We start from the raw sequence: 13,505 nt of genomic DNA, 5'->3' as shown, positions 1-13,505 counted from the left end.
ATCACGTGGACCGCAACGTTCTGTGTGCCGTTGAATGCAACCATGCCGGCAGACCAGACCCGCAACGGCGCCCTGATGGCGGTCGCCGCGATGGTGTGCGTGCAACTCGGACTCGCCGTCGCGGTGACGTTGATCGACGACATCGGTGTCGAGGGGGTGGCGTGGCTGCGCCTGGCATGGGCCGGAATTCTGTTCCTGGTCATCGTCCGGCCGCGGCGGGCGGCCTTCACCCGCAACAGCTTCCTGGTGTGCGTCGTGCTCGGGGCGGTCACCGCCGGGATCACCGTGTTGTTCATGGCCGCCCTCGACCGCATCCCGCTGGGGACGGCCAGCGCGCTGGAGTTCCTCGGACCGCTCGGTGTCGCGGTCGCGCGCGGGCACGGCCGGGGCCGCTGGGTGTGGCCGCCCCTGGCCGCGCTCGGCGTTCTGCTGCTCACCGAACCGTGGGCCGGCACCGTCGACCCGGTCGGTGTCGGGTACGCGCTCGGCGCGGCCGCGTGCTGGGGGATCTACATCCTGCTGACCCAGAAAGTGGGCGACGAGGTCGCCGGGATCACCGGGTTGGCGGTGTCGATGCCTGTCGCGGGTCTGGTCGCCACGCTGGTGGTCGGACCCTCGGTGGTCGAGCGGCTGTCGCCGCACATCGTGCTCGTCGGTCTGGGCTTGGCGATCCTGCTGCCGGTGGTGCCGTTCGCACTGGAATTGCTCGCATTACGACGGCTCACAACGGCGGCGTTCGGCACGCTGATGGCGCTTGAGCCGGCGTTCGCGATGTTGCTCGGCTTCCTCGTGCTCGCTCAGGTGCCTGCCGCCCTCGGACTGGTCGGCATCTGCCTGGTGGTCACCGCCGGGATCGGCGCCGCGCGGACCGGTGCGCGGCCCGCCGCGGCCCCCGTCGGCGTCTAGCGTTGTCGCATGGCCAAAGGAATCTTCAACTCGCCCGTGGTCGGCGTGGTCAACTCGGGCGCCGCGCGGCTGCTGGATGCGCCCATCGTCGGGCCGCTGGTGCGCCGCCGCATCGTCGTCATCCGCTACACCGGCCGACGTACCGGGCAGGTGTTCGAGACACCGGTGAACTACCAGCGCTCGGGCAACCGCATCGTCATCCGGGTGCTCGCTCCGGACAACAAGACCTGGTGGCGCAACTTCACCGGCGACGGCGCACCGCTGACGTTGCGCAACTTCGACGGAGCCGACCGCACCGGCCACGCCGTCGCCCACCGTGACGAGCAGGGCCGCGTCACGGTCATCGTCACGCTGTAGACGCGAATGTGGGCCCTGTGTACGCGGATCGGGCCGATCCCGTGCACAAGGCCCACACTCGGGGTGCAGAACTCAGGCGTCGATCCTCTTGCGGCGGTACAGCGTTCCCGCGGCGAGCAGCACGAGGCTCACCACCAGGATCGCGGTGGCCAACACGTTGATCTGCGGTGGTACAGCGGCCTTGACCGCCGCATTGACGTAGAGCGGGTAGGTGACCTCGGAACCGCTGACGAAGTAGGTGATGATGAAGTCGTCCAGCGACAGCGCGAAGGACAACATCGCTGCTGCGACGATGCCCGGAACGATCAGCGGCAGGGTCACCTTGAAGAACGTCCGCGTCGGGCTTGCGCCCAGATCCAGCGACGCATCCTCCAGCGTCCAGTCGAAGCCGCGGACCCGCGCCCGCACCGTCATCGCGATGAAGCTGACCTCGAATGCGATGTGCGACAACACGATCGTCGTGTACCCGGCGGCGGTGTTGAAGTCGAGGAACAACGTCAGCAGTGCCGCGCCCATGACCACCTCGGGTGCGGTCAGGGGCAGGATCAGGAATGTGTCGACCGCGCGTTGACCGCGCCAGCGCTGCCGCACCAGCGCGATCGCGACGAGGGTGCCCAGCACCACCGCCACCGCCGTCGACACCGCGGCCACATTCAGGCTGAGCTTCAGTGCCGACGTCAGCGCGGGGTACTTGAACGGGTCCAGCCAGTTGTCGAGCGTGAATCCCTGCCAGCTGTAGTTGAACTTGCCCTTGGGGTCGTTGAACGAGAACAACACGATCACGAAGATCGGCAGGAACAGGTACAGCAGTACCAGTCCCGCGGCGGCCCGCAACAACAGGTCGCCCCAATTGGGCCCGATCCGAACCTTTTTCGGCGCCGGATCCTGCTGCGCCGCGGTGGCGATCGCGGCGCCGGCCTGTGTCGTCATACCAGGTCCTCCGTACCGAGCGCCCTGGTGTACATCAGCACCCCGACCAGGATGGTCAGCATCAGCCCGAGGCTCAGCGCGGCCGCCGCGGGATAGTCCTTGACCACCAGGAACTGTTTCTGGATGACGTTGCCGATCATCGTCGTCTGGGTACTGCCCAGATAGTCGGCGTTGATGAAGTCACCGACGGCGGGGATGAACACCAGCATGCTGCCGGCCAGCACACCCGGCATCGACAACGGCAGGATGACCTTGCGGAAGGCCCTCGTCGTCGACGAGTACAGGTCCTTCGACGCCTCGAGCAGTCGCGGATCGATCTTTTCCAGGCTGACATAGAGCGGCAGGATCATGAAGATGATCCAGTTGTAGGTCAGCCCGCCGATCACGGCCCAGCTCGTCGACAGCAGCCGGCCTTCCTCGGGCAGCAGACCGATGGTGCCCAGCGCCTGCACCACCCAGCCCTCGTCGGCCAGGATCGTCTTCCACGCGATCGTGCGGATCAGGAACGTGACGAAGAACGGCAGAATCACCAGGCCGAGGATCAGGTTCTTGAACCGGCCCGCCTTGAATGCGATGACGTAGGCCAGCGGGAACGCCAACAGAAGGCACAGCACCGTCGCGACGAACGCATAACCGAACGACCGCAGGATCTGGTCGCGGTACAGCGAGAACGCGTCGACGTAGTTGCCGAAGTCCCAGGCGAACGTCAGCGTCGGCATGAACACCGAGCCGCCGGTCTCCGACAACGACGTCCGCGCCAGCGAGAAGAACGGAACCACGAAGAAGATCGCGAGGTATACCAGTGCCGGCAGAACCATCAGATACGGAGCGACTTTGCTCCGCTGACGGCTGCTGGAGGCAACACCTGCCATCTCGTCAGCCGCCGGTCACGGCCGCGTACGCGGTGTTGAATTCCTGCGTCTGCTCGTCGGTCAGCGCGGCCCAGCTCTTGCAGCGATTCAGCACCTCGACCGGCGGGTTGATCAGCGGGTTGCCGGCGGCCTCGGGATCGACCTTCTCCAGCTCTTCGGTCATCTCCGACAGCACCGGCACGAACTGGGTGTAGGCGACCAGCTTCGCGTAGTTGGCGCGGTCGTAGACGTAGTCGATCCAGGCCTCGGCGGCCTTCTGGTTCTGCGTGGTGTACGGCAGCACCATGGTGTCGAGGAAGGTGGTGCCGCCCGAATCCGGCACGATGAACTGCAGATCCGGGTTGTCGGCCTGCAGCTGCACGACGTCACCCGAATACGCCTGCGCGATGGCGATGTTGCCCGCGGCGAGATCGTCGGCGTAGTCGTTGCCGGTGAACCGGCGGATCTGGCCGCGATCGTTCTGCTCGCGGACCAGATCGATGGCCTGCTGCACGGTTTCGGTGCTCGGGTTCTCCGGAGAATTGCCCTGGGACAGCATGATCATGCCGAGGCCGTCCTGCGTATCGGTGAACAGGCTGACGCGGCCCTTGAACGCCGGATCCCACAGATCGTTGATGCTCGTGATGTCACGGCCGGTGGCGGCACGGTTGTAGGCCAGGCCGACGAGCCCGGACATGTACGGCGCGCTGTACTTGCGGCCCGGGTCGACGCTGCTGTCCATCAGGTCGGGCCGCAGGTTCTTCTTGTTCGGCACACCCTCGTCGCTGATGTCGTTGAGCCAGCCGAGCTGGTGTAACCGGATGGCCATGAACTCCGTCGGCACCACCAGGTCGGCACCGATGTCCTGCTTGCGCGACAGCGGTTCCTTGACCTTGGCGAACCACTGCTCGTTGTCGTTGTAGTCCTCTTTGTAATCGACCGTGATGCCCGACGCGGTCTGGAACGCGGCGACGAAACCGTCGGCCATGTACAGCGGCCAGTTCGAGATCCGCAGGGTGCCGCTGGCGGGGCCGCCCTCTTCGGTGCTGCTCGAACTTCCGGAGTCCGACGATCCGCAGGCTGCGAGGAAGGACGCGCCGAGGGTCAAACCTGCAGCGGCAGCGGCGCTTCCGCCGATGAAGCGCCGACGCGAGGTGCGGCTGGCGGTCATCCGGGCGAGCAGGGCGGGGTCGATTTCGGGAGACATGACGGTGCGTGCCTTTCGTTGGCTCCGAGGAGTTGGGTGGGGTCGCGCGGGCCCGGATCGGCCCTGGGTGGGGACTTACGAGTCGTCGAGCATCTCCTCGAGATCCTCTGTGGTCGGAATGTCTGCGCCGGGCAGGACCAGTGATGCGTCGGGGGTCCAGCTGACGTACACCTCGTCGCCGGGACGCAGCAGCGGCAGGTTCTGTTCGGGGCCGACGTGCGCGATCACGGTCGACTCGTCCGGTGCCACCAGGGACAGCCGGACCACCGGCCCCTGGAACGTCAGATCGGAGACCTTGGCGCGTACCGCCGCGACGTCACCGGTCGGGGCGTCCATGGTGACGCGGACGCGCTCGGGGCGCACCATCAGCGTGGCGTGCCCGCCGGGTTCGATCGCGGTCTCGCCGGGGCGCGCCTTGAGGGTGGAACCTAGGACGTCGATCTCGACGAAGTCCCGGTTGGCCCGCCCGGTCTGGCGGCCCGACCACAGGTTGGCCTGGCCGATGAAGCTCGCGACGAAAACCGTCGAGGGACGGTCGTAGATCTCGGTCGGAGTGCCGATCTGCTCGACATTGCCGGCGTTCATGACCGCGATGCGGTCACTCATCGTCAGCGCCTCCTCCTGATCGTGGGTCACGTAGATGAACGTGATGCCGATCTCGCGCTGGATGCGCTTGAGCTCGAACTGCATGACATGGCGCAGCTTCAGATCCAGTGCGCCCAGCGGTTCGTCGAGCAGCAGGGCGCTGGGGTAGTTCACCAGGGCCCGGGCCAGCGCGACGCGCTGCTGCTGACCGCCGGAGAGCTGCGCGGGCCTGCGCTCGGCGAAGTCCGACAACCGCACGATCTCGAGGAGTTCGTCGACGCGTTTGCGGGTCTCGCCCTTGTCAAGCTTCTTGCTGCGCGGCCCGTAGGCGACGTTGTCCCATACCGACATGTGCGGGAACAGCGCGTAGTGCTGGAAGACGGTGTTGACGTTGCGCTTGTTCGGGGGCGTCTTCGACACGTCGGCGCCTTCGAGACGGATGGCTCCTTCGGTCGGAGTCTCGAATCCGGCGATCATGCGCAGCGTGGTGGTCTTGCCGCATCCGGAGGGTCCGAGCATCGAGAAGAACTCGCCGGAGGCGATCGAGAAGTCGGCGTCGGCGACTGCGACGTAATCCCCGAAGCGCTTCGTGACGTGGTCGATCTCGATGACCGGCCCGCCCTTGGTGCGCCCGGCGTCGTGTCCGATCCCCTGGCTCGTGGCCGTGTGTGAGCGGGTCAGGTGCCCATCCTCCTCAGTACTGCCCCCCGGCTGTGGGTAAAACAATCGCCGATCGGACGGGGCTTCGCAAGTGATTCCGCAACGAATTTACATTCAGACAATGGATTCCGCCGTCCGGGATGCCCGATCTCGAGAGAATCCGCGTCGCAAGGCGCGCGATCTTGTTGCCTGACCGCGTTCCGGCCGGCAGGTGTGACGTCGCACTCTGCAGTTTTGCAGCTCCCCGGTGCGTTTCGGTGCCGTTTACGTCGCTGATCGGGTGGGGTAGTGAGGAGAGCATGGCGAGTGTCGATGTTTCCGTGACGTCCGATCTGAGCCCCGAGAGTGCGTGGGAGCTGGCTTCCGATCTGAAGCGCTTCGACGAATGGCTGACGATCTTCGGCGGGTGGAAGAGCGACGTGCCCGCGGAGATCGGTGTCGACACCCAGGTGTCCTCGCTGATCAAGGTCAAAGGATTCCGCAACGTGATCCACTGGCGGGTCACGCAGTACGACGAGCCCAAGGAGATCGAGCTCGTCGGCAAGGGCCGCGGTGGGGTCTGCATCTCGCTGTCGATGCGGGTCGAGCCGCGCGGCGACGACGGATCGTCGTTCGGGGTGGTCGCCGACCTGTCCGGCGGATTGCTGTCGACGCCCGTCGGCAACGTCGTCGCACGGGTGATCAAGGGCGACGTGGACCGCTCGGTGCGCAACCTCGCGTCCCTACGCTAGGTGTGTCGTCCGTCAGTTCCAATGGACGGACTCCTCAACGCGCTCGTCCCTCGCGCTAGATCGTCGTCCGTCAGCCCCACTCGTGGTTCATCGCGCGCGATTCGTAGCGCGCCTCGTCCGATTCCACCGCACGTGCGCGGGGCCGTGACACCGCGATCAGCACCATCGCGAGCACGGCCGTGCCCGCGCCGGCGAGAAAGATGATGGTGAAGCTGCTTTCCATCGGCGCGCCTGCGGCCGTGGTGCGCGCCAGCAGTACGGCCACCAACGCCGCGGCGGTCGAGCTCCCGACGGTGCGGGCGATCGCGTTCATCCCGGTGGCGACGCCGGTTTCGCAGGCTTCGCTGTCGCCGACCACCAGTGCGGGCAGGGCGCCGTAGCCGAGGCTGATGTACGCGTTGGCCAGGATGTTGGCGATGATCACCTGCCACGGCTCCGAGTGCACGAACGCGATGAGTAGGAAGCCGGCGATGCCGACCAGCGCGGCGATCACGAGGACGGGGCGGGCGCCGTACCTGTCGATGAACCGGCCGCTGATCAGCGCGATGACAAACCCCGTCACCGCACCGGGCAGCAGATAGATCACGCTGGCCTCGAGCACCGACGCCCCGAAGCCGTAGCCCGCGACGTCGCGGTCGACCTGGACGAACTGAGTCAGCCCAAGGAACGCGAAGTACAGGCCCATCCCGACGAAGATGGTGGCCAGGTTGGTGAACAGCATCGACCGGCGCGCCAGCATCGAAATCGATACCAGCGGGCGCGGTGCCCGCTTCTCCCAGAGCCACCAGGCGGCGAGCACCGCGACGCCGCCGCCCAGACATGTCAGGGTGCGTGCCGAGAGCCACCCCCAGGAGTTCGCCTGCGTGATCGCCAACAGCAGCGCCGAGAGCCCGAGCGCCAGTCCTGCCGCGCCGAGCCAGTCGACGGACCCCGACGAGCTGCGGGGCCGGTTCGGCACCAGGGTCAGCACGATCACGATGACGGCGACGGTGAACGCGGTGGTGAGTACGAACACCCGGTGATAGCCGGCGTCACCGCTCATCAGCAGCCCGACCACCACCAGCCCCGCACCGCCGCCGAAGCCCAACATGCCCGACAGCACCGCCATCGCCGACACCATCCGCTCAGGCGGCAGTTCCTCGCGCAGGATCGCGATGCAGATCGGGTACAGCGCGAACGACGCGGCCTGAAGGACCCGGGCGAGGATCAGCAGCGGCAGCGACGCGGTGACCGCGGCCAGCACCGAACCGGCCAGGACCACCGCGAGCACCCCCAACAGCACCCGTTTCTTGCGGTAAAGGTCGGCAAGGCGGCCGATCAGCGGGGTGGCTGCCGCGGCGGCGAGCAGGTTGGCTGTCACCGCCCAACTGACCGCGACGGTAGACGCGTCCAGTTGTTCGGCGATCACGCCGAGCACCGGCACGACCGCGGTCTGCAGCACCGCGACCGTCAGCACGACCACGCTGAGCCCGATCACCAGCAGACGCGGCCGTCGGACCGTCTGCTGCACGAGGGGCTCCGATCGTTAGCTCATCTTCAGTTCTTTGCGATTATGTCCCTTGCCCGAGCAGCGCGGCCAATCGGTCGAGAGGCAGCCGCGGCGTCCGGTGGCCGTCGCGCCCCACCATTTCGGCGTTGACCACCAGCGCGTTGAGCACCGCCTCCTCGACGGCCTGCACGACCGCGGTGTACAGCGCGTCCATCCGGCCCCACGGCAGAAACGCGATCGAGCCGATCTCGTCGTCGTCCGCCGGTCCGAGCGGGAACTCGCTGGCCAGGCCGGGCACGTCGGCAGTGGAGAACGCGAGGAAGATGTCGCCGGAGAAATGACTGCCGGTGGTGCCCGTGCGCGCCAGACCCAACGGCACCCGGCGCGCCAGCGCCTTGCACTGACCGGGCAGCAGCGGCGCGTCGGTGGCGATCACCGCGATGACCGAACCGGCGCCGGGTGGGGCGGCGAGGTCGCGGGCGAACCAGTCGCCGTCGAGGGGATTGTCGTCCAGCAGCGCGGGGCCGACGCGGTGACCCGCGATCGTCAGTTCGGCCCTGGACCCGAAGTTCGCCTGCACGAATGCCGCGACGGTGTAGGTGCGAGATCCGAAGGGCACCAGCCGCGACGCGGTCCCGTTGCCGCCCTTGAAGTCATAGCAGTTCATCCCGGTGCCGCCGCCGACCGACCCTTCCGGCACCGGCCCGCCGCGGGCCGCGTCGAGGGCGGCCTCGACGTGCTCGGGGCGCACGTGGCCGCCGTTGATGTCGTTGAGGTAGCCGTCCCAAGTCTCGGTGCACACAGGGAGCAGCCACTGCCGGGCCGACCGGGGCGCGACGCGGTGGGCCCACTGCACGACCCCGGTGTGGCAGGCGCCGACGGCATGCGTGTTCGACAACACCACCGGCAGGGTGAACGCTCCGACCTCGTCGATCCAGGTGGTCCCCGTCATCTCGCCGTTGCCGTTGAGCGAGTACCACCCCGCCGCGCAGGGCGCTCCGATTCCGGCGCGTCCCCGCGGCAGGATCGCCGTGACGCCGGTGCGGACCGGTCCCTGGCCGACGACCAGCGGTCCGTCGCCGTCGATCAGGGTGGTCACACCGACCTCGATTCCGGCGACGTCGGTCAGCGCGTTCAACGCTCCGGGGTCGCCGTCGAGCGGCACCCCCACCCCGCGCGCTCGTGGACGGCCGTCGGGGGTGTGGGTGGCGAGATCGTCGGTCACACGATGAATCATGGCCCGCCAACGCGCGGTACGCGAGCGATCCTGGCGCGCAATCATTTTCGGGCAGGGGATTCGCGAAGTGGATAACGGGGTATGAAGGAGTCCGGACCCTGTCGGGTCCGGATGTGTGGAAAGGACCCAGATGCGTTTCTCGACCCTCGCCAAAACGGCGGGCGGATCAATCGCCACCGGTGTCATCGGTGGCCTCGCGACCAGGCCCGCGGTGCAGTCCTCGTGGTATCGGCGGCTGCGCAAGCCCAGCTTCCAGCCGCCGCCGGCAGCGTTCCCGATCGTATGGAACCTGTTGTATGCCGACATCAGCGGCGTGTCCGCGACGACCATCGACGGGTTGGAGGAGCGCGGGGACACCGCCGCGGCGCGTGCCTACTCCCGCGCGCTGGCGCTGAACCTCGCGCTCAACGCCAGCTGGAGCTGGGTGTTCTTCAACCGTCGCAAGCTCGGTCCGGCGGCCGTCGTGGCGGGGCGCTGGCGGTCAGCAGCGCCGACCTGGCGCGCCGAGCCGGCTCGGTGCACCCGGCGGCCGGCGCCGCTCTGGCGGCCTACCCGCTGTGGTGCGGCTTCGCGACGGTGCTCTCGACCCGTATTTGGTGGCTGAACCGGTAACCCGGCGCCGCGCCCCGGGAGTGGGCACGGTCTACTGGTGGGGTGCAGCAAACAGCCGGTGCCGCCGAGGTCGCGGCGCACTTCACCCCTGATGCCGACGGCTTCCTGCCCACGCGCTACGCGCAGAGCCACTGGGGCGAGGACCACCTCAACGGTCCCGCGATCGTCGGGCTGGTGGCCCGCGCGCTCGAGACTGCGTGCGGATCACCGGACTTCCGGCCCGCACGCCTCACGGTCGATCTGTTCCGGGCCGCTCGCAACGCACGCACCACGCTCGACGTCGAGGTCATCCGCGACGGTCGCCGGGTCCGCAGCGCGGAATGCGTGGTGATCCAGCACGGTCAGGCGGTGGCCAAGGCCACCCTGGTGCAGTACCGGCCGTCCGCTCCGCCACCGGGAAGGTTGTGGCGCTCCGAGCAGACGTTCCCGCAGCATCCCGAACCCGACGGCACCGTCCCGCCTTTCGTCGGCAGTGACGACGTCGGCTGGACGCGATCGCCGGCCGCGCACCAGAACGCGTCACGCAAGCGGTTCTTCAACGACGGAATCAGAGTGGTTGCCGACGAGGACAACTCACCGTTTGTGCGGACCGCGATGGTCGCCGAGGCCACCAGCCTGGTGACCAACCTCGGCACCGACGGCGTCGGGTACATCAACGGCGATCTGACGGTGGCGTTGTCCCGATTGCCGGTCGACGACTGGATCGGTCTGCAGGCCGACTCCCATCACGCGGCCGACGGGCTTGCCGTCGGAACCGCGACGCTGTTCGACAGCCAGGGCCCCTTCGGCGCGGGGCTGACGACGGCGATCGCCAATCCGGCCGCGCAGATCGACTTCTCGACCCGCGATTTCGGGCTGGGCAACATCAACTACGAGTAATCGACTACGAGTAACCAACGACGAGTAACCAACGACGCGTAGCCCTCATCCGGCGGCGCGCACGGGCGCGAGCCTGCCCGCGTCGATCGACTCCAGGATCTCGCCGCTGCGCACGGCGATGTTCGAAAGCAATGACGACGTCAACCCGTGGGTGTGTTCGGTGTTGCCCTGGATGTAGAGGGAGCCGGCAGTGGGTGGGTCCAGCACCAGGCGATAGTCGCGGGAGACCGCCGGCCGGCCGTCGTGGTGCACGACGTCGGTGTACAGATCGCCGAGAATCCGCTGGAGCGAGGCAGGGGCGAAGCCGGTCGCATAGATGACCGCGTCGCAGTCGATCCGGTCGATGGTGCCGCTGGGGTGATGCACGATTTCGACACTCACCCCGGTGTCGTGTTCCTCGGTGGCGTGGACGCTGGACGCGCCCCGCATGAAGAGCCTGCGCCGATCGGCGACGCGTTCGGCGTACTCCCGCGCGTACAGGTGTTCGATCAGCGGCAGGTCCACCGCCGAGTAGTTGGTGCTGCGGTGGTAGTCGATGAGCTGCCGCCGCACACCCGGTGCCGCCGAGTAGAAGTCGTCGACAGCGACGGGATCGAATACCCGGTTGGCGTAGGGGCTGTCGTCAGCGGGGCTGTACCCGTACTTCGCAAATACGCCGTGCACCTCCACGTCCGGCTGGTCGTGCAGATAGGCGCACACCTCGGCGGCGCTCTGTCCGGCGCCGACCACGACGAAGCGGTTGTGGTCGCGACTCGGCAGGCATTCGAGGTCGTGCAGGAAGTTGTGGTTGTGGATCTGACGTGCCGACTTGGTGACTCCGGGTGGCAGCTGGGCTTCCAGACCTCCGGCGATCACCACGTTGCGGGCGCGCAGCCGAGTTTCCCGGCCGCCGGTGACCTCGATCTCGAAGATTCCGTCGACCTCCCGTACCGAGGTCACCCGGGATCCGTATCGCACCGTCGCGCCGACCTTTTCGGCAGCCCAGGCCAGGTAGTCGTGGAATTCGAGACGAGTGGGAAAGAAGGTCTTGAAGTTGATGAACTCGGTAAGCCTGCCGCGCTCGGTGAGGTAGTTCAGGAACGTGAACTCGCTCTTCGGGTTTCGCTGTGTCGCGAGATCCTTCAGGAACGAGATCTGCATCGTCGTGCCGGGCAGCAACATACCGGTGTGCCAACCGAATTCCGGCTTGACCTCGACGAACTCGGCCGTGATCGGGAGGGTGGCGTTCTCGTTGTACTCGTTCAGCGCCACCGCCAGAGCGAGGTTGGACGGGCCGAATCCGACGCCGACGAGGTCGAGGACCGGCTGATGTCCGTTGGTGGTTCGCGTGTCGCTGTCGGTCATCAGGCTCCTGCCATCTGGTTGGCCGATCCAGGTACCGGCTCGGACGGATCGGAGCCCAGCGCGACGATCCGGTTGGCTCCATCGACGTGAACCACCTTCGGCAGATGCTGATGCGCCTGTGATTCCTCGATCTGCAGGAACGACATGATGATCACCAGATTCCCGGGCGAAATCAGATGTGCCGCAGCACCGTTGATTCCGATGACCCCGCTGCCCGGCGTGCCGGTGATGACGTAGGTGATGATGCGGGCCCCCGTGGTGACGTCGACGACATGCACCTGCTCGCCCTCGATGATGCCGGCCGAGATCATCAACTCGGCGTCGACGGTGATCGATCCCACGTAGTGCAGATCGGCTTGGGTCACCGTAGCCCTGTGGATCTTTCCTCCGAGCAATGTTCGCTGCATCCGGCCTCCTGGCTCGTTGCCTTCTGGGCTTGTCCTTCGGTGTGGCGCTCAGACGTGCTCGCCGACAGAACGGCATCACTGATGTGGCTTAGCGAAGGCTAACTTATATTCGAGTGAGTGCAAGCCCTTCGTCTCCGATGAAGGTGCCGTGAGAGTCTTTGTGCCACATCAGGTCTGGGAATTCGCTGTGAGAAGCCTGTCCGCCCCGATGTGCGAGTGGGCCATCCCAAGTATGCCGAGCCTAAGCTAATGTCTGGTGGGCAACGGCGCCTAGCGAAGGGATTGTGCTTATGAACAACCATCATTGGCGGACACGACGCGATCGGAGGCGGCTTTTGTGGCCGGGATGGGCTCGCAGCGTGGCGCTGCTGGCCGCGACATGTCTGGCCGTCGGACTCGTGGCTGCCTGTGGCGCTGAACAATCCAGCGGCCCGCAGGTCGAGACGGTGGCCATCTCCCACAAGTTCGGTGAGACACAGGTGCCGGAGAACCCGAGCCGGGTCGTGACCGTCGGATGGACCGACCAGGATTTCGTCCTGCCCTTCGGTGTTGTTCCCGTCAGTACCCGGGAGTTCTTCGAGGAGTACAACGATTACCCGTGGGTCAAGGCGGCCACCGACGGGAAGGGGGTGACCACCTGGGGTGCCGACGAGATCGATTTCGAGGCGATCGCGGCGCAGAAGCCCGATCTGATCTTCGCGATCTACGAGTCCATCGACCAGGAAACCTACGACCGGCTCTCCCAGATCGCCCCGACCGTCATTCAGTCGGGTGACTACGCCGACGAGGAGACCCCATGGGATGTCCAGCTGCTCACCACGGGAAAAGCGCTGGGAAAAGAGGACGAGGCGAAGGAGCTCGTCTCGAAGGTGCAGGGGCGCATCGACCAAGCGCGGCAGCAGAATCCAGAGTTCGACGGTAAAACTTTGGTGGTCGACTTCGGCCCGGAGAACGGCGGACACTGGCTGTTGCCGGAGAACGACCCCCGTCGCTCGTTGTTCACCGCTCTGGGCTTCAAGACCCAGGAGGTCGACGGGGACGTCAGCGAAGAGAAGCTCGCTCTGCTCGACCGCGACGTCCTCTTCGTCAACGGCGCCACCAAGGAGCAGATGCTGGCGTCGCCGGCGTTCGCACGTCTCGGTGTCGTGCAGCAGGATCGCACGTTGTACACCACGTTCGAATCGAATCTCAGTGGCGCACTGACCTACAGCGGTCCTGACGCGCTGCTGTACGCACTCGATGTACTGACCCCGCAGCTGGGCAACGCGCTCAACGGCCGACCCGTCGCGGACTTGTCGAACGCCTGACAC

General features: G+C 66.7%; 13 protein-coding genes and 1 pseudogene. 6 read left to right on the top strand and 8 right to left on the bottom strand.

The window, feature by feature from the left end; all coding sequences use genetic code 11:
* Positions 1-42 precede the first annotated feature (42 nt).
* Together NTM_RS21670 and NTM_RS21665 are read left to right on the top strand one after the other, a co-directional pair.
* A complete protein-coding gene (locus NTM_RS21670; protein WP_104861508.1) occupies positions 43-906 on the top strand; it encodes an EamA family transporter in 864 nt (287 codons plus the stop codon).
* Between the two features lie 9 nt (positions 907-915).
* Complete coding sequence (locus tag NTM_RS21665; RefSeq protein WP_104860991.1) at positions 916-1,263, top strand: nitroreductase/quinone reductase family protein; 348 nt, start codon at positions 916-918, stop codon at positions 1,261-1,263.
* 72 nt (positions 1,264-1,335) lie between these two features.
* Here NTM_RS21665 and NTM_RS21660 read toward each other — a convergent pair whose 3' ends face one another.
* The 4 genes from NTM_RS21660 to NTM_RS21645 form a co-directional block, all read right to left on the bottom strand.
* Positions 1,336-2,193: an ABC transporter permease gene (locus NTM_RS21660; protein ID WP_104860992.1), complete on the bottom strand. Its 858-nt coding sequence runs from the start codon at positions 2,191-2,193 to the stop codon at positions 1,336-1,338.
* The gene (locus NTM_RS21655) at positions 2,190-3,065 is read right to left on the bottom strand and encodes an ABC transporter permease (protein ID WP_083143237.1); all 876 of its coding nucleotides are present in this window, start codon (positions 3,063-3,065) and stop codon (positions 2,190-2,192) included. The genes NTM_RS21660 and NTM_RS21655 overlap by 4 nt, the downstream gene beginning before the upstream one ends.
* Positions 3,066-3,069: 4 nt before the next feature.
* Positions 3,070-4,251: a polyamine ABC transporter substrate-binding protein gene (locus tag NTM_RS21650; protein WP_104860993.1), complete on the bottom strand. Its 1,182-nt coding sequence runs from the start codon at positions 4,249-4,251 to the stop codon at positions 3,070-3,072.
* A 75-nt stretch (positions 4,252-4,326) separates the two neighbouring features.
* On the bottom strand, positions 4,327-5,517 hold the full coding sequence (locus NTM_RS21645) for an ABC transporter ATP-binding protein (RefSeq protein WP_435405130.1): 1,191 nt from the start codon (positions 5,515-5,517) through the stop codon (positions 4,327-4,329).
* Between the two features lie 278 nt (positions 5,518-5,795).
* On the opposite strand from NTM_RS21645, the gene NTM_RS21640 reads away from it, so the two are divergent.
* Positions 5,796-6,227: a type II toxin-antitoxin system Rv0910 family toxin gene (locus tag NTM_RS21640; RefSeq protein WP_163767710.1), complete on the top strand. Its 432-nt coding sequence runs from the start codon at positions 5,796-5,798 to the stop codon at positions 6,225-6,227.
* Positions 6,228-6,297: 70 nt separating this feature from the next.
* On the opposite strand, the gene NTM_RS21635 is transcribed toward NTM_RS21640, so the two are convergent.
* Both NTM_RS21635 and NTM_RS21630 read right to left on the bottom strand, forming a co-directional pair.
* The gene (locus NTM_RS21635; RefSeq protein ID WP_163767707.1) at positions 6,298-7,737 is read right to left on the bottom strand and encodes an MFS transporter; all 1,440 of its coding nucleotides are present in this window, start codon (positions 7,735-7,737) and stop codon (positions 6,298-6,300) included.
* A 40-nt stretch (positions 7,738-7,777) separates the two neighbouring features.
* Entirely contained in the window at positions 7,778-8,953 is a 1,176-nt protein-coding gene (locus tag NTM_RS21630; protein WP_104860996.1) for a DmpA family aminopeptidase, read from the bottom strand.
* Positions 8,954-9,083: 130 nt separating this feature from the next.
* Between NTM_RS21630 and NTM_RS21625 the strand changes: the two are divergent.
* Positions 9,084-9,565, top strand: a pseudogene (locus tag NTM_RS21625) (TspO/MBR family protein).
* Positions 9,566-9,607: 42 nt separating this feature from the next.
* Entirely contained in the window at positions 9,608-10,444 is an 837-nt protein-coding gene (locus tag NTM_RS21620) for a thioesterase family protein (protein ID WP_104860998.1), read from the top strand.
* Between the two features lie 45 nt (positions 10,445-10,489).
* Here NTM_RS21620 and NTM_RS21615 read toward each other — a convergent pair whose 3' ends face one another.
* A complete protein-coding gene (locus NTM_RS21615) occupies positions 10,490-11,788 on the bottom strand; it encodes a lysine N(6)-hydroxylase/L-ornithine N(5)-oxygenase family protein (protein WP_104860999.1) in 1,299 nt (432 codons plus the stop codon).
* On the bottom strand, positions 11,788-12,195 hold the full coding sequence (gene panD / locus NTM_RS21610; RefSeq protein ID WP_104861000.1) for an aspartate 1-decarboxylase: 408 nt from the start codon (positions 12,193-12,195) through the stop codon (positions 11,788-11,790). The genes NTM_RS21615 and panD overlap by 1 nt, the downstream gene beginning before the upstream one ends.
* A gap of 290 nt (positions 12,196-12,485) precedes the next feature.
* On the opposite strand from panD, the gene NTM_RS21605 reads away from it, so the two are divergent.
* Entirely contained in the window at positions 12,486-13,502 is a 1,017-nt protein-coding gene (locus NTM_RS21605) for an iron-siderophore ABC transporter substrate-binding protein (protein WP_163767704.1), read from the top strand.
* Positions 13,503-13,505 lie beyond the last annotated feature (3 nt).

It is taken from the genome of Mycolicibacterium parafortuitum, assembly GCF_010725485.1.
Classification (GTDB): Bacteria; Actinomycetota; Actinomycetes; order Mycobacteriales; family Mycobacteriaceae; genus Mycobacterium.
Note: the sequence above shows the minus strand (reverse complement) of the source record. Positions and strands in the feature narration are given on the sequence as shown.